At 60.5% G+C, this 15,783-nt stretch carries 13 protein-coding genes; 9 read left to right on the plus strand and 4 right to left on the minus strand.

Translation table 11 applies throughout. The features are described 5' to 3' along the window. Window positions 1–15 precede the first annotated feature (15 nt). The 6 genes from mltG to INF35_RS00300 all read left to right on the plus strand — a co-directional run bounded on the left by mltG (window position 16) and on the right by INF35_RS00300 (window position 8,740). Entirely contained in the window at window positions 16–1,365 is a 1,350-nt protein-coding gene (gene mltG / locus INF35_RS00275; RefSeq protein ID WP_235983063.1) for an endolytic transglycosylase MltG, read from the plus strand. Window positions 1,366–1,402: 37 nt separating this feature from the next. Further along, a complete protein-coding gene (locus INF35_RS00280) occupies window positions 1,403–2,686 on the plus strand; it encodes a peptidase U32 family protein (protein WP_193499597.1) in 1,284 nt (427 codons plus the stop codon). A gap of 29 nt (window positions 2,687–2,715) precedes the next feature. Then, the gene (locus INF35_RS00285) at window positions 2,716–3,294 is read left to right on the plus strand and encodes a uracil-DNA glycosylase (protein WP_193499598.1); all 579 of its coding nucleotides are present in this window, start codon (window positions 2,716–2,718) and stop codon (window positions 3,292–3,294) included. A 134-nt stretch (window positions 3,295–3,428) separates the two neighbouring features. After that, window positions 3,429–4,520 carry a hypothetical protein gene (locus tag INF35_RS00290; RefSeq protein ID WP_193499599.1) on the plus strand — a complete coding sequence of 364 codons (1,092 nt, stop codon included), beginning with the start codon at window positions 3,429–3,431 and terminating at the stop codon, window positions 4,518–4,520. Window positions 4,521–4,562: 42 nt separating this feature from the next. Next, window positions 4,563–6,998 carry an ATP-dependent DNA helicase gene (locus tag INF35_RS00295; protein WP_235983064.1) on the plus strand — a complete coding sequence of 812 codons (2,436 nt, stop codon included), beginning with the start codon at window positions 4,563–4,565 and terminating at the stop codon, window positions 6,996–6,998. A 218-nt stretch (window positions 6,999–7,216) separates the two neighbouring features. Beyond that, a complete protein-coding gene (locus INF35_RS00300; RefSeq protein WP_193499600.1) occupies window positions 7,217–8,740 on the plus strand; it encodes a 4Fe-4S dicluster domain-containing protein in 1,524 nt (507 codons plus the stop codon). Between the two features lie 208 nt (window positions 8,741–8,948). Here INF35_RS00300 and INF35_RS00305 read toward each other — a convergent pair whose 3' ends face one another. Genes INF35_RS00305 through INF35_RS00320 form a run of 4 tightly spaced genes read right to left on the minus strand, consistent with a single transcriptional unit; the run spans window position 8,949 to window position 13,452 of the window. Then, window positions 8,949–9,926, minus strand: coding sequence for a DUF4340 domain-containing protein (locus tag INF35_RS00305; RefSeq protein ID WP_193499601.1), 978 nt, complete (start codon window positions 9,924–9,926; stop codon window positions 8,949–8,951). Between the two features lie 27 nt (window positions 9,927–9,953). After that, complete coding sequence (locus INF35_RS00310; protein ID WP_193499602.1) at window positions 9,954–11,417, minus strand: GldG family protein; 1,464 nt, start codon at window positions 11,415–11,417, stop codon at window positions 9,954–9,956. Between the two features lie 23 nt (window positions 11,418–11,440). Further along, the gene (locus tag INF35_RS00315; protein ID WP_193499603.1) at window positions 11,441–12,304 is read right to left on the minus strand and encodes an ABC transporter permease; all 864 of its coding nucleotides are present in this window, start codon (window positions 12,302–12,304) and stop codon (window positions 11,441–11,443) included. Between the two features lie 2 nt (window positions 12,305–12,306). Further along, window positions 12,307–13,452 (minus strand): ABC transporter ATP-binding protein, encoded by a 1,146-nt coding sequence (locus INF35_RS00320; protein ID WP_193499604.1) that lies wholly within the window; start codon window positions 13,450–13,452, stop codon window positions 12,307–12,309. Between the two features lie 376 nt (window positions 13,453–13,828). On the opposite strand from INF35_RS00320, the gene acpS reads away from it, so the two are divergent. The 3 genes from acpS (at window position 13,829) to INF35_RS00335 (ending at window position 15,774) form a co-directional block, all read left to right on the plus strand. Beyond that, on the plus strand, window positions 13,829–14,212 hold the full coding sequence (acpS, locus tag INF35_RS00325; protein ID WP_193499605.1) for a holo-ACP synthase: 384 nt from the start codon (window positions 13,829–13,831) through the stop codon (window positions 14,210–14,212). Continuing rightward, window positions 14,212–15,342, plus strand: coding sequence for an acyltransferase family protein (locus INF35_RS00330; RefSeq protein WP_193499606.1), 1,131 nt, complete (start codon window positions 14,212–14,214; stop codon window positions 15,340–15,342). Before acpS ends, INF35_RS00330 begins: the two co-directional genes overlap by 1 nt. Before the next feature lie 63 nt (window positions 15,343–15,405). Beyond that, the gene (locus INF35_RS00335; protein ID WP_193500488.1) at window positions 15,406–15,774 is read left to right on the plus strand and encodes a type II toxin-antitoxin system PemK/MazF family toxin; all 369 of its coding nucleotides are present in this window, start codon (window positions 15,406–15,408) and stop codon (window positions 15,772–15,774) included. The last annotated feature ends 9 nt before the right edge of the window (window positions 15,775–15,783 follow it).

Genomic DNA, 15,783 nt, shown 5'->3' on the forward strand with positions numbered 1-15,783 from the left:
AAGGAGTGTAAAACCATGAGGATTCAGAGAAATCAGAGCGGACAGCCTTCCGGTGCACAGGGGCGCCCAAGTACGCCGCAGCCCTCCGCGGAGGATATGGCAAAACGCCGGACAGCAGCGCAGCCTGCTCCCGAACCGGAACCCGATCCCGAGCCGGAATACGAGGATTACGACGATGAGGAGGAGGAAAGGCCCCGCCGCCGTCGCTTCCCCATTGCGCTCATTATTATTGTGGTGTTCCTGGCGCTGGTGGTTGCTGCCGGCTGGCAGGTGCTTCAGCTTTACAATGAGGTGGGTGGCCGCACCGGTTCCCTGGGGGATGAGGTGACCGTCACCATTGAGGAGGGGGCCAACGCAAATCAGATCGCCCGTCAGCTGGCCAAGGCCGGCATCGTCGAGCATGAGTGGCTGTTCCGTGCCTATGCCCAGTACAGCGGCAAAGCCGGTGACCTGCAGCCCGGCGAGATCACCCTGCGTTCCGGCATGTCCTACAATGACATTCTGCAGCAGCTGTCTCAGCAGCGGGTGTTCCGCAAGACGGTGACCGTGACCTTCCCCGAAGGCTATACTGCTGTGGCCATCGCACAGCTGATGGAAGAAAACGGTCTGTGCACGGCGTCCGACTTCCTGGCCTGCGCCAACGGCGATGCGTACACCGAGAAGGACGGCAGCGAGGCTGTGGCCGACTTCAGCGACTACGATTTCTGGAACCAGATCCCCGACAATGAGGGCCGTCTGCTCCGGTGTGAGGGCTATCTCTTCCCGGAAACCTATGAATTCTTTGAGGACGACACCATCGAAAACTACGTCCGCACCTTCTACAACCAGTTCCAGAAGGTCATTTCCGGCTTGACCGATCAGATCGACGCCAACCCGGACGACTGCATCAACTCCATCGACGACGCGGTGATCCTGGCCTCCTTCATTCAGGAGGAAGCCGGTTTGGAATCGGAGGATTACAAAGTCTCCGCCTGCTTCCATAACCGTCTCGAGAGCGACGACCCGCAGTGGGCAGACCACCGTCTCGAGTCCAACGCCTCCAGCTATATCACCAACGACGCGGACAACAACTACCTGTGGAACTCTCCCATGGCCGAGTATATGGGCTGGGTGGAGGCCGGGGCCATCCCGGAGGAAGTTCTGGCTGCTTACGACACCTACCGCATCAGCGGTCTGCCTGCCGGTGCCATCTCCAACCCGGGCAAGGCTGCCATCGAGGCTGCCCTCAACCCCGATCAGGAGTATATCGACGAAGGCTACTACTTCTTCGTCACCGGCAACCCCAACGGCGACTATCCCGGCGAGTACTTCTACGCCAAGACCGCCGACGAACACGTGGCCAATGTGGCAAAGGCGGGCTGGTAATCCGCCGCAGCACAACCAGAATGAGGGAGGAACCACCATGCTTTCACAGCCGGAACTGCTTTCCCCGGCAGGCAACCTTGAAACACTGAAATATGCGGTGCTGTTCGGCGCCGATGCCGTCTACTGCGCCCTGCCGGAGTTCGGCATGCGGGCCGCACCGGTCAACCTCACCCCGGAGGAACTGGCCGAGGGCTGTATCTTTGCCCATGCCCGGGGCAAAAAGGTCTATCTGACCCTCAACACCCTGCCCACCAATGAGGAACTGGACCGCCTGCCCCAGGCCATCCGCGACGCGGCGGCCGCGGGGGTGGACGCCTTCATCGTGGCGGACCTGGGCGTTGTGGAGATGGTCAAAAAATACGCCCCTGACGTGGATATCCACTTTTCCACCCAGGCGGGCATCGCCAACTATGCGGCGGCCACGGCGGCCTGGCACCTGGGAGCCAAGCGGGTGGTGCTCTCCCGGGAGCTCACTCTCACCGAGATCGCCCAGATCCGGGACAACACTCCGCCTGAACTGGAACTGGAAGCCTTTGTCCACGGCGCCATGTGCATGAGCGTCTCAGGGCGCTGCCTGCTGTCCAGCTATATGACCGGCCGCAGCGGCAACCGGGGGGAGTGTGCCCAGCCCTGCCGCTGGAAATACTATCTGGTGGAAGAACGCCGTCCCGGGCAGTATATGGAGATCGGCGAGACCGGCAGCGGAAGCTATATCCTCAACGCCAACGACCTGTGCACCGCGCCGTTTATTGATCTGATCTGCAAGGCGGGCATCGACTCTCTCAAGATCGAGGGCCGGGCCAAGACCTTCTACTATGTGGCGTCGGTGACCAGTGCCTACCGCCGCGCTCTGGATGCCTATCTCAAGGACCCCATGTCGGACAGCTTTGATCTGCCCGACGACGTTATTGACGAACTGGGCCGCACCAGCCACCGCCACTACTCGCCGGGCTTCTACTTCGGCAAGGAGCAGGCCCTGCAGACGCCTTCCCACACCTATGTGCGGGACTGGGATTTCATCGGAACGGTGGATTCCTGGGAAAACGGCATTGCCAGCTGCACCCAGCGGGGACGCTTTTTGCTGGGGGATACCATTGAGGCGCTGCAGCCCGACGGCACCGCGGTGCCCATCACCCCCGAGTGGATCAAAAACGAGGCAGGGGAGGAGGTCAGCGCCACCCCGCATCCCATGATGCACTACACCATTCCCTGCAAGACGGAGCTTATGCCCTACACGCTGCTGCGCGCTCCCAAAAAGCCCTGTCCCGATGAGGTGGCGGACCCCAACGCCGACACCACCTTCTCCTGCACCGACTGCTGAGCGGCGTCCAAAGACTGTGAGGGAGTACCATGGATTTTGAAACGCTGAAACAGGAGTGTCTGGCCTGCCGCCGCTGCGGCCTGTGCGAGACGCGGCAGAACGTGGTGTTCGGCCAGGGAGTGCCCAATGCCGAGGTCATGTTTATCGGCGAAGGCCCCGGCGCCAATGAGGATGAACAGGGCCTGCCCTTTGTGGGCCGCAGCGGCAAGCTGCTGGACAGTTACCTGGAGGCTGTCGGCCTCAGCCGGGACAAAAACATTTTCATTGCCAACATTGTCAAATGCCGCCCGCCTCAGAACCGGGACCCTCTGCCCGAGGAATCGGCGGCCTGTATGCCCTGGCTGCGGGAGCAGTTCCGTATCCTGCGGCCCAAAATCGTGGTCTGCCTGGGCCGGATCTCTGCCCAGCAGCTGATCGACCACAAGTTTTCGGTCACCAAAGACCACGGCAAGTTCTTTGACAAGCAGGGAACTCTGTTCATGGCGACCCTGCACCCGGCGGCGCTGCTGCGCAACCCCAACAACAAGCCGCTGGCCTTCGGGGACTTTGTGGCCCTGCGGGACAAGATTCATGAGGTCTGTGACCACACCTATTCCGACGCTGAATAACGCTCAACCGCCCGCTGCCGTGCCGATTGGCTCAGGCGGCGGGCGGCCTGCGTTTTGGCAGGGGTGACAGGAGCTGCCTTTTGCGCATACGATGGGATGTGCCCGTTGTTTGGGCAAAAAGGAGGCTGTTTTTGATGCAAAATACACCTGTTCTGGATTTCTTTCTGGGGGCGCTGTCTCCCTCCGGTTTCTCCGGCTGGTTTGCCGAGGCTGCGGCCGAACCCGGTGCAAGACCACGCCTCATCAAGGCGGGACCCGGCTGCGGCAAATCCACCTTCATGCGCCGCATGGGGGAAAAAGGCGCCCAAACCGCACCCGACGGCGCCATGATCGAACAGATCCACTGTTCCAGCGATCCCGACAGTCTGGACGGCGTCCGGCTGCCCGACGGCACCCTGTATCTCGATGCCACCGCGCCCCATACCCTGGACTGTAAATATCCCGGCGCTGCCGAGCGGGTGGTCAGCTTCTACGATACCCTGGACAACGACTATCTGGAGGAACACAGCGCCGAGGTGCTGGCGCTGGGCAATCAGAACACCGAACTTCTGCAGCGGGCAGCGGCGGATTTTGCCCTGGCATGCGGCCTTTTGCAGCGCCGCCGCCAGTATGCGGCCCAGGCCCTCGACACAGAAAAGCTGGATCGCTTTACAGCCCGCCTGGCCGCCCGTCTCATGCCCCGGCGGGGCGGCTGCAAACCCGGCACCCGGCGTATCCGGCTGCTCAGCGCCCCCACGCCCGGCGGCATCACGGTGTTTGCGGATACCGTGACAAAGGCGGCGGACACCATCTATGTGGTGCACGACGCCTACGGTGCCGCATCCGCCCGTATGCTGAAACAGCTGGCCGACCGGGCACGGCAGGCGGGATATGAAGCCTATGTCTGCCGCTGTGCTTCCGACCAGCGCAGAATCGATCATCTGATTCTGCCGGAACTGCGCCTTGCAGTGCTGACTTCCAACACCTGGCATACCATGAACTTCCCGGGACAGAAAAACATCCACGCAGCCCGCTTTATGAACGGAAAGATGCTGGCAGCCCGCAGGGGGCCGCTGCAGTACCAGAAGCGTATTGCCTCCCAGCTGATTGCCCGGACCTGTCAGACCCAGGCCGAGGCCAAGCGCATTCACGATGAGCTGGAAAAGCACTATATCCGTGCCACTGACTTTGCGGCGGTGGACGCCATCCGTGCCCGGCAGCAAGCCGAGCTTTTCGACCAGAAGTAAAAGAGCTAAGGACCATACAACCGGAAAGGCAGGGAAACGGGATTGGAACAGCAGCAACCATTGTCGCTGACATTGCCGGTGCGGCAGCTGGTGGAGTTTTTGCTTCGCCGGGGCAGCATTGACAACCGTTTCACCGGCTTTGACCGCGCAAACGAAGGCGCGCGCCTGCACCGCAAGCTGCAGCGCGCCGCCGTCACAGAACACCCCGACTATAAAGCCGAGGTGTTTTTGCGCTACCAGATCACGGCCGCTCAGGTGGATTACACCATCGAAGGCCGGGCCGACGGTATCTTTACCGCCCCCGACGGCATTACCGCCATTGACGAGATCAAGACCACCGCCCTGCCGTCCACCGCCATCACGGGGGAACAGTCTCCCGAGCACTGGGCTCAGGGCCAGGTCTATGCCTATATCTATGCCGAACAGAACGACCTGCCCACCGTGCGGGTCCAGCTGACCTATTACCAGATCGATGAGGAACTGACCCTGCGCTTTTCCCACGACTATACCCGGGAGCAGCTGAGGGAGATCGCCACCGGTCTGTTGGAACAGTATGCCCCCTGGGCGCAGCGTGCCGCCCGGTGGAAGGATGCGCGCAGGGAAAGCCTTGCCGCCATGCGGTTCCCCTTTGACAGCTACCGCCCTGGTCAGCGGGCCATGCTGACGGCGGTCTATCATACCTGTGCGGAGGGCGGGCAGCTGCTCTGCCAGGCGCCCACCGGCATCGGCAAGACCATCAGTGTGCTGTTCCCGGCCCTCAAGGCCATGGGGGAGGGCGGCCCGGTCTTTTACCTGACCGCCCGGGGCACCACCCGTGCGGCGGCGGAAAACGCCATCGTAGCCCTGCACGAGGCAAACCCCGGTTTGACGCTGCGCAGCATCACCCTGACTGCCAAAGACAAGATCTGTCTGACCGAGACCCACGAATGCACGCCGGAAGCCTGCCCCTATGCCAACGGCTACTTTGACCGTATCCGGGAGGCTCTGTGGGAAACGCTGGACGCCGACACCCTCACGGCCCAGACCCTCACCGACGCAGCAAAAAAGCATACCGTCTGTCCTTTTGAAATGGGGCTGGACCTGAGTCTGTGGTGTGATGTGATCATCGGGGATTATAACTATCTGTTCGACCCGGTGGTCAGCCTCAAACGGTTCTTTGAGTCGGCGGGGGACTACCTCTTCCTTATTGATGAAGCCCATAACCTGCCCGACCGTGCCCGAGACATGCACACAGAATCGCTTTTGAAAAGTGAGTTCACCTCTGCCAAAAAGCTTTTGGGCAAAGGAAAAAGCCGCCTCAAGACGGCGCTCCAGAAGGTGAACAATGCCCTGCTGGAATGGCGTCATCGCTGCGAGAAGGAGGGAGGCAGCGCCAAAACCCTCATCCGCCCAAATCGGGATGAGGAACTGGACCGGATGCTCAGCCGCCTGTGTGAGCCGCTGGAGGCCTGGCTGGATGAGCACCGCACCCCCGATGAGACCCATGGAGCGCTCCTGCAGCTTTACTTTGACGTGCGGGCCTGGCTGCGGGTGGCAGAAACCTTTGACGACCATTTTGTGTTACAGGCCACGGCCTTCGGCAGCGATGTGCGCCTGACCCAGCTCTGCCTGGACCCCAGCGCTTTTCTTCAGCAGAATTTTGCTCTGGGACGGGCGGGGGTGCTGTTTTCCGCAACCCTGGCGCCCCCTTCCTATTATAAGGATCTCTGCGGTCTGCCCGACGCCCGGGCCGTGGCACTGAAAAGCCCTTTTCCCCAGCAGAACTTTGCCCTCTACTGTGCCTGCGATGTGAGCACCCGCTACCGGGACAGGGACGCTGCCTGCGCCCGGGTGGCCGATTATCTGGCGGGGATGGTGAAGGCCAGGACCGGCAACTATATTGCCTTTTTCCCCAGCTATCTCTATCTGGACAAGGTGCGTGCCGCCTTTGCGGATCGTTATCCGGATATCCCGGTGCTCATCCAGCAGAGTGCCCTGGACGAGGCTGGCCGGGAAGAATTCCTCTCCCGGTTTGCCCCCGACCCGGCGCGGTCGCTGCTGGGGTTTGCGGTGCTGGGCGGCGTGTTCGGGGAAGGGGTGGACCTGGCGGGCAGCCGTCTCATCGGTGCGGCGGTGGTGGGGCCCGGTCTGCCTCAGGTGGGCGCCCGTCAGGAACAGCTGCGGGACTATTTTGAGCGCACCCGGGGCAGCGGCTTTGATTACGCCTACCGCTATCCCGGCATGAATAAAGTACTCCAGGCTGCGGGCCGGGTCATCCGGACCCCGCAGGACAGGGGAGTGGTCCTGCTCATCGACGACCGGTTTTCTGCGCCGGATTACCGCCGCCTGATGCCGCCCCACTGGTCGCACTTTGCCCCGGTGTACGGCTGCGGGGAACTGTGCGCCGCGCTTGAACAGTTCTGGCGGACAGCCGATGCCGATTCTTCCAATCCGGAAGGGGAGGAACCACCCATGCAAAAGAGTGAACACGACGTATAAAGAATGGCGCTTGGCCGGGAACCGACGGCCAAAAACAGCACATTACAGCGAAAAAGTGAAGGAGAAAATCCGGAATTTTTGCAATTTTCTGTGGGCAGGGCCTTGTAAAACAGATGGTTTCTTGGTAATATTTTAACAGGAGACTGCGTTGCGGCCCGGCGTGTTGGAAGGCGCGGGCGGTGGTCCCCGATAAATTCATGCTGTAAGGAGCTATCAAGATGAGAGGCATTTACACCCCTGTCACGGATATTCGCCGCAAGGTGTTTACCGAAGTTGCGCGCATGTCCTATGAGGGCGGCGAGTATGCGGATTACGCCAAGCATATGCGTGACCTGCCCTACAAGATCATTCCCGGCGAGGTCGGCCAGCTGCGCAGCAGCATCTTCCTGGAGAGAGCCATTGTCTCCGAGCGTATCCGTCTTGCCATGGGACTTTCTCTGCGTCCTCTGGACGAGAGTGTTCCCGCTTCGGACAATCTGGAGCATAGCATGATCGCGGACAAGTACTATGAGCCGCCGCTGATCAACGTCATCAAGTTCGCCTGCAACAAGTGCCCGGAAAAGGTCATCAAGGTCACCTCCATGTGCCAGGGCTGCCTTGCTCATCCCTGCCAGGAAGTCTGCCCCAAAAAGGCCATCAGCTTCCGCAACGGCCGCAGCCATATCGATCAGAGCCTGTGCGTCAAGTGCGGCCGCTGTGTCAGCACCTGCCCGTACAATGCCATCGTCAAGGTGGAGCGCCCCTGCGCCAAGGCCTGCGGTATGGATGCCATTCATTCCGACAAATACGGCCGTGCCGAGATCGATTACGACAAGTGCGTATCCTGCGGCATGTGCCTGGTCAACTGCCCCTTCGGCGCCATTGTGGACAAGGGGCAGATCTTCCAGCTCATTCAGGCCATCAAGCGCGGCGACCGTGTTATTGCCATTGTTGCGCCTGCCTTCATCAACCAGTTCCCCGGCCTGACCCCTGCCAAGCTGCGCGTCGCCATGCAGCAGCTGGGCTTTGCCGGTGTGTCTGAGGTTGCCGTGGGCGCCGACCTGTGCACCATTGACGAGGCCAAGGACTTCATGGAAGAGGTTCCGGAAAAGCATCCCTTCATGGGTACGTCCTGCTGCCCGGCCTGGAGCGTTATGGCAAAGAAGCTGTTCCCCCAGTATGCCGATTGCATCAGCATGACCATGACCCCCATGGTGCTGACTGCCCGTCTTATCAAGCGTTCGGACAAGAATGTCCGTATCTGCTTTGTGGGTCCCTGCTCCGCCAAGAAGCTGGAGGCCAGCCGGCGTACCGTCCGCAGTGAGGTGGACTTTGTCCTCACCTTCGAGGAACTGATGGGCATGTTTGAGGCCAAGGGCGTTGACTTTGCCTCTCTGCCCGATGACAAGAACGATACCTTCGACGACGCCAGCGGTGACGGCCGTGGTTTCGCGGTGTCCGGCGGCGTTGCTCAGGCAGTGGTCAATGCCATCCACAAGCTGGAACCCGACCGCGAGGTCAAGGTCGCTTCTGCCCAGGGCCTGGCGGAATGCCGTAAGATGATGATGATGGCTAAGGCCGGCAAGTATAACGGCTACCTGTTGGAAGGCATGGCCTGCCCGGGCGGCTGCATTGCCGGTGCGGGCACCATCGCAGACCCGGCCAAGAGCGCTGCCATGCTGGCCAAGTACAAGGCCCAGGCGCCCAAGCAGTCTGCACTGGATACCGAATACAAGGATACTCTGGACTACCTGAAATACTGATCCGTTTCCCGGCACCTCCGGAACGGAAATCCCATACAAACGGCGCAGCGGTCGGAAAATGCCATGCAATTCCGGCCGCTGCGCCGTCTGGTTTGCAGTAAAACAGCATGCAAAAAGCCCCTGCACGGGAGGAGTTCCTCTCGTGCAGGGGCTTTGCTTTCCTCAGGGGAAAGCACTGGAAAAACACCGGCTGCCGGCCGGAAAGAAGTTAATCCGAGGTGTCGGTGGCTTCCTCGGCGGTCTCGGGAGTCTCCGCCTTGAGGGCATCTTTTGTCTGGGCAAAGGCGGTGAGATGGTTGCTGTCGATCTCATACACAACGCCGTCCGCGGTGGATGCCGTCATGTAGGCGACGCCCGAATCCTCGGCGGATGTGGTGCCGAAGACGCAGCGCACCGTGCTGCCGTCCTCGGAAGTGACCGTCACAATGGCGTTGGGGGTATCCAGCCCGTACTCGCTGTCCGCACCCGGCTGAGTGATGCTCCACTGGGATTCCAGCGAGCAGATGGTGTTGACCATCCGTTTGACATCATCCTGGTCGAGAGCGTAGTCCGGGTCGCTGTCCAGTGTCCAGGTCTCATCGTCCAGGGTGAAGGAGAGGGTCTCGGTGCCGGTCTCCAGTGTCAGGGCCGTGATGTCGCTGGACTCAAAGTCGGTGATGGCCTGTGCCTTGTACAGCTGTCTGGGAGTCTTGCACAGCGACGACAGGTTGGAAGTAGAAATGGTATACACCGGACCGTCCTCGCTCAGGCGGGCGTAGTAGGAGTCGGTCATGCTGTTCTGGTCGCCCACAGTCAGGGTGTAGCTGTCCTCACCGGCAGTTAAGGAAATGCTCATCTCGGGGGTGGCGAAGCCCATGGAGCCCACATCGGCATCCTCGCTCAGCTCCCGCAGAGCGGTCATGCCGGTAATGTTGTCCGCCAGCTCACTCACCACATCCTGGTCGATGGGGAGCAGTGTGTCGCTGTCCAGGGTCCACACGCCGTCATCGCCCTTGGTCAGGGACACATCATTGTCGCCGTCCTGATAGGCAATGGTGGTGAGGCTGTCGCTGGATACGCTGAACAGCGGGATGCCGGTATCCTCCTCCGCATCGCTGCCAAAGATGCTCAGCAGAGCCAGCAGCAGGGCCAGCACCACCACGACACCTGCCAGAATGCAGAGGGGAAGAAGTTTCTTTTTATTCATGCAAGTGCCTCCTTGGCTGAGTAGAACTTATCTGCGGCGGCGCAGGATAAACACCGCAACGCCGATGACAATGCAGGCAACGGGCACAACGATCACAAACAGCAGACCAAGGCCGGTCACCGCGGTGGAAGGAACGGTCAGGTAGGTGGCGTTCATGCTCTTGGCGTCAATGACGACGGCATTTTCCTCCCCGTTAAGCCAATTGATGATGCTGCCCAGGAACTGGGAATTGCCGCCCGATACCATCTGGTCGATTTCGGATACAAAGATGTTGGCGCAGTTGACCCATACGATCTGAGCACCGGTGGATTCACTCTCTGCGGCCACAGCGGGGTAGAAGGGGCCGTCGGGGTCGTTGGCCCCCTGAGAGGCGGTTTCAGCGGTGGCGTAATCCTGCATGGCGTAGGAAGAGGAACTGGTAGACAGCAGATTGGTGTAGGTAATGTCCTCATTTTCGCTGTCGGTCAGAATGCCCTGGGCCACGGGGGTAAAGACCATCATGCCGTCGGTCATGCCGGAGGTGATGTCGTTGGACACCACATCAGGCAGCAGATAGGTGGAGGAGTAGCGATAGGCAAAATGGTTGGGGTCGTTTTCAATCACCAGGCCGGACTGACGGGTCATGCCGTACTCGGCCATCAGAGCATCCAGATTGGGGGTGTCGTACTCCAGACCGGTGGTGATGAGCAGCTTGCCGCCGTTTTGCAGATAGCTGCGCAGCAGATCAATGGTGTCGCTGGTGTAGTCCACCTGGGGCGCGTTGATGAGGATGGCGGAGGCATCCTCCGGGATGGAACCGGCCGAGAGCAGGTTGAGGCTTTCAACGGAGACATTGGAGTTTTCCAGCGTTTCGGTAAAGTCGGAGGACAGCTCGGTCTCACCGTGGCCGCTCATCTGGTAGAGCACATAGGCGCTGTCGCTGGTGACGCGGGCAATGCCGCTGGTCAGGGCGGACTCCGCTGCAAAATTGAGGGAGTAGGAGCCGGTGGTGTAGTAGTCGGAGTAGTCGGCCTCGTACATGTTGTAGTAATCGACAACAGTGGATTTGTCGCCGCAGACCAGGATGACGCTGGAGCTGGAAGCATCCTGGGCATCATACTGCTGGGCAAAGGTGGGGTAGAGGGCGGGGTCGCGCTGCTGCCAGGTAAAGTGAGAGCTCTCACCGGCATAGCGGTCCAGCAGACGGGTGATGTTGGAGTCCTCGTTGCCGGTCTCTGCCAGATAATAGGCGGTGACATCCTGATCCAGAGAGGCCAGCATGGACTTGGAGGTGTCGCTCAGGGTGAACAGGCCGGAGGAGGAGATATCCAGCTCGGTATATTTGGTGGGCAGGGCACCCACCACCAGGTTGATGAGAATGACAGCCGCCAGCACAATGACGGTGATGGCCGTGGCATAGGCACCGTTTTTCAGCACGCGCACGCTGCCGGCCTTCTGTTCTGCGGTCTGTGCAGGACGTGCGGGTTCGTTTTTCTTGTGAAACAGTTTCATGGTGTATCGTTCCCTCCTTTGCCTTAGTTCCAGCGGCGGCGTTCCAGCGCCTGACCGGTCAGAAACAGGAACAATGCGATGACGGAGAGATAGTAGATCACGCCCGAAAGGGTGAACATGCCGCTGACGAACTCGATGAAGGGATCAAACAGGGCAAGGGCGTCGAGGCCCTGGTTGAAGGCAGTCAGAAGCCAGGCGGGGCGCAGCTTGAACAGCAGCACCAGTACCACCGCACCCACGCAGAAGACCGCGCTGCCCGCGGTGACGTTTTTGCACAGCAGGCCAACAAGGACAGCAGCCACGGCCAGAATCACACAGAAAACGATGAAGGCCATGGTATTGCCGCTGGTGAAGAGCGTTTGAATGCTGTTGATCATGTAGCAGACCAGCAGGGCACCGAAGGTGGCCAGGTAGGAGATAATCTGGTTTTCGGTCAGGGCCGAGATGCAGGTGCCGATGGCAATGCAGGCGGCGCCCACAAGGAAGTATCCGAACAGAGCGGCATAGCAGCTGAGGAAGGATACAGAGCCGAAGAGGCTCAGGATCAGCGGCATGACGCAGGCAGCAGCCACGGGCACGGCAAAGACGGCCAGCTGGGCAAAGTATTTGCCCAGCACGATGGAGGGGATTCCCACAGGGCTGGTGAGCAGCAGCTGATCGGTTTTGTTGCGCCGCTCGTCGGCAAAGCTGCGCATGGACAGGGCGGGCAGCACAAACAGCATGACCAGCGAGGTGGAATACAATGCCGTTGCAAAGTCCGGCGAGGCATAGACCAGGTTGTTGGCTGTGTAATACAGAGAGATAAAAGCAAAGATGGCCGCAATGACGACATAGCCGATCATGCCGGTAAAATAGCTTTTGACCTCACGCTTGAAGATCGCTTTCACGGTTACTCGCCCTCCTTTCCGTCTGCTGCGGCGTCGGCGGAGGTGTCGGCAGCTTCGGCAGGTGCATCAGCGTCCGGCGCCTGGGCCTGCGGCTGTTCCGCCTCTGCCGGACTCTCCGGGGCAGAGGACGGCACGGCCTCTTCGGCGGTGGAGGCGGTATCTTCCGTGCTGTCCGTGGGCGCTTCTTTGCCGGAACCCTCTGTCCCGGCCATATCGGTGTTTTCGGTCAGCTGCAGGAAGACATCCTCCAGACTCATGGTCTGGCTGGACAGAGACAGCAGTGGGCAGCCCGCATCGGCCAAGGCCTTGGACAGGGCGGCGCGCAGGTCGCTTCCGGCGGCACTGGAGGCGGTAAAGCTGACCTCGTCGCCCTTTTCGGCGGTGATCTGCACATTGGTCAGCCCGTCAACACTTTCGGCGGCAGCCACGACGGCATCCCGGCCGCCCAGTGCCGTAGCCGCAATGACACCCTGGGCAGCCAGCCGCCCGGCCAGCTCCTCAGGGGTGCCCTGTGCCACCAGCTTGCCGTGGGCGATGATGAGAACCTGGTCGCAGACCGCCTGGACCTCGCTCAGGATATGGCTGGAGAGGATAACGGTGTGGGTTTTGCCCAGATCATGGATCAGGGAGCGGATCTCGATCATCTGGGCAGGGTCCAGACCGACGGTGGGCTCATCCAGAATGATGATCTTCGGATCGCCCAAAAGGGTGGCGGCAACGCCCACGCGCTGCCGATAGCCTTTGGACAGATTGCGGATCAGCCGGTTCTGCATGCTTTCCAGACCGGTGCGGCCGGAGGCACGCTCAATGCTTTCCAGGCGGGCGGCCTTGGGGCGGACACCCTTTAGCTCAGCCACAAACATCAGGTATTCCCGTACCGTCATGTCGGTGTACAGCGGGGGCTGTTCCGGCAGGTAGCCGATGCAGGACTTGGCTTCCCGGGGCTCCTCCATAATATCGTGGCCGTCGATTTTGACGGTGCCGCTGGTTGCTGAAAGATATCCGGTGATCACGTTCATGGTGGTGGATTTACCGGCGCCGTTGGGACCCAGCAAACCGTAAATGCAGCCGTCTTCCACGGTGAAGCTGATGTCGTCCACCGCGCAGTGGTTGCCATAGCGCTTTGTCAGATGATTGACTTCGATCAAAGCACACACTCTCCTTTTCTCGATCTGACAGGTACCGGCACACTTGTCCGGGGATCTCTGCCGATACCAATCTATGGGCGATTATAGGAGCCATTTGTGAAAGTTTTGGGACAATTCTGGGGCAGTCCTTTGAAGTTGTGTGAAATCCTTCACACATTTTCGTCACCTGACGGGCAGGTGTCCTCCCACTCGACAAGATCCGGCGGTTTTGTGCCGGATGTGTGGGAACATGGTCCGGAGCACTTGCGCTGCCCGGGACAGGAAAACGCTTCCTGTTCCGGGCGGCGGGGTATCTTTTCCTCCGGCAGCATGGTACAATGTAAAAAATGCCGAAAAACCGGATTCGCACCCGGCGGGTGTGAGGGAGGAAAATAATTTGATTTTAGGAATTGGAACCGATCTGTGTGAAGTGGCACGGATGGAAAAAAGCCTGCAAAGGGACCACTTTTTGCAGCGGGTGTTTTCCCCGGGGGAGCGGGAACTGATCCAGGCCCGCCAGGGCAAGGCCCGGGCAGAGACGGCGGCGGCCAACTTTGCCGCCAAGGAAGCGTTCCTCAAGGCCTGCGGCGTGGGGCTGGGGGGCTTTGCTCTGGCGGAGATCGGCGTGCTGCGCCAGGCGTCCGGCGCACCCTGCTATGTCCTGGAAGGCTGCGCTGCAAAATGGGCGGAGGAAAACTACGTGACGGTGCATCTGTCCCTGACCCATGAGGCGGGGCTGGCCTGTGCCTTTGCGGTACTGGAACAGACAGGAGGCGTGTGATGGCAACGGCGGTTTTGCAGCGGCCTCAACCGGCGCAGAAGACCCGTGCACGGCAGAGCGGCCTGGAGCTGCTGCGCATTCTGTGTATGCTGTTTATCATTGCCGACCACTACGCGGGGCAGAGCGGCGGGGCGGTGTACGATACACTGCCCCATGCATTGCTGTATGCCCTGCTGGGGGCAGGTTCCCGCATGGGATGCAGCATCTTTGTCATGATTGGTGCCTGGTTTTTGTGTGAGCAGCCCTTCAAAACACGGCGGGTGCTCAATCTGTGGCTCAGTCTCTGGCTGTACACCGTTCCGCTGACGATTCTGTGCTATTTTGTGCCGGGCAGCGAGGTGGGGCTGGGCACACTTCGCTGGGCGATTTTTCCGGTCAGTACCAAACAGCTGTGGTTTGTGGCGGCCTATGTGGTACTGCTGCTGTTGAGCCCTGTGCTGAATCTGGTGCTGCACACGGCATCCCGGCAGTCGCTCCGGGGAATGCTCGTCCTGTTTGGCACGCTGCTGGTGGGCTATTCAACCCTGTTTGCTGAGGACGGCGTGTTCTCGGATGTGCTGTGGACCTTCCTGTATGAGTATCTGCTCGTGGGGTATCTGCGCCGTTACCCGGATAACCGCCTCTCCCGCGCTTTGCAGACCTGGCAGGCGCCGGTGCTGGCTCTGCTTGTTGCCATTGCCCTGACGGCTCTGCGCGGGGCGGCACTCTGGCAGGGCATCGGCGGCAAACCCATGCAGTATCTGGAATATTACCGCACAGCCCTCTGTGCCGCGCCCAACCTGCTGTGCGCCCTGGCGTTCTTTTTCTTTTTCAAAAATCTGGCGGTGGGCAGTCTGCGCGCCGTCAATACGGTGGCTTCAGCCACGCTGGGCGTCTACATCATCCATCAGACCCCGGCGGTCATGGGCCTTTTGTGGAATGGCATTTTCCACGCGGCGGAACATCCCGGCTCGGCCGGATATGCGCTGTTTGTGATTGTTGCCATCTTTGCCGCCTGTACCGTGATTGATCTTGCCCGCAGCCGGCTGCTGCTTCGGCCCCTGGAGCGGACCCGCTGGTTTGCTGCGCTCTGCCGCAGGGGAGATGCCCTGGCTGAGGGGCTGGACAAAATCTTGCCCGCAGGTGATTGAAGACGGGCCTTCCTGCTTATACTATTAGCAAAGAAAATTTGCAGTACAGGGAGGCACCGAATGATGGAAGTACACAGGGGAGAAGTTTTCTACGCCGATCTCAGCCCCGTGGTGGGCTCGGAACAGGGAGGGGTGCGGCCGGTACTTATCGTGCAGAACGACATCGGCAACCGGCACAGTCCCACGGTGATTGCCGCGGCGATCACCTCCCGCCAGGATAAAAACCGTCTGCCCACCCATATCGGCGTGCGCGCCGACCGGTGCGGACTTTCCAAGGACAGCATCGTTCTGACGGAGCAGATCCGCACGCTGGATAAGCGCCGCTTAAGGGAAAAGGCGGGGTGCATACCGCCCGACGACATGCGCCGCGTGGACGAAGCGCTGGAGGTCTCCATGGGGCTTTCGGCACAGAACACGCTCCAGAGCCAGTGAGAACTTAGC

The sequence above is a fragment of the Gemmiger gallinarum genome (genome assembly GCF_014982805.1).
GTDB classification, from domain to species: Bacteria; Bacillota; Clostridia; order Oscillospirales; family Ruminococcaceae; genus Gemmiger; species Gemmiger gallinarum.

Bases quoted from the DNA above. Each gene is read 5' to 3' on its own strand.
- INF35_RS00310 (WP_193499602.1), bottom strand. From the start codon at position 11,417: ATGAAACTGTTTCACAAGAAAAACGAACCCGCACGTCCTGCACAGACC.
- mltG (WP_235983063.1), top strand. From the start codon at position 16: ATGAGGATTCAGAGAAATCAGAGCGGACAGCCTTCCGGTGCACAGGGG.
- INF35_RS00300 (WP_193499600.1), top strand. From the start codon at position 7,217: ATGAGAGGCATTTACACCCCTGTCACGGATATTCGCCGCAAGGTGTTT.
- INF35_RS00335 (WP_193500488.1), top strand. From the start codon at position 15,406: ATGGAAGTACACAGGGGAGAAGTTTTCTACGCCGATCTCAGCCCCGTG.
- INF35_RS00280 (WP_193499597.1), top strand. From the start codon at position 1,403: ATGCTTTCACAGCCGGAACTGCTTTCCCCGGCAGGCAACCTTGAAACA.
- INF35_RS00305 (WP_193499601.1), bottom strand. From the start codon at position 9,926: ATGAATAAAAAGAAACTTCTTCCCCTCTGCATTCTGGCAGGTGTCGTG.
- INF35_RS00330 (WP_193499606.1), top strand. From the start codon at position 14,212: ATGGCAACGGCGGTTTTGCAGCGGCCTCAACCGGCGCAGAAGACCCGT.
- INF35_RS00290 (WP_193499599.1), top strand. From the start codon at position 3,429: ATGCAAAATACACCTGTTCTGGATTTCTTTCTGGGGGCGCTGTCTCCC.
- INF35_RS00285 (WP_193499598.1), top strand. From the start codon at position 2,716: ATGGATTTTGAAACGCTGAAACAGGAGTGTCTGGCCTGCCGCCGCTGC.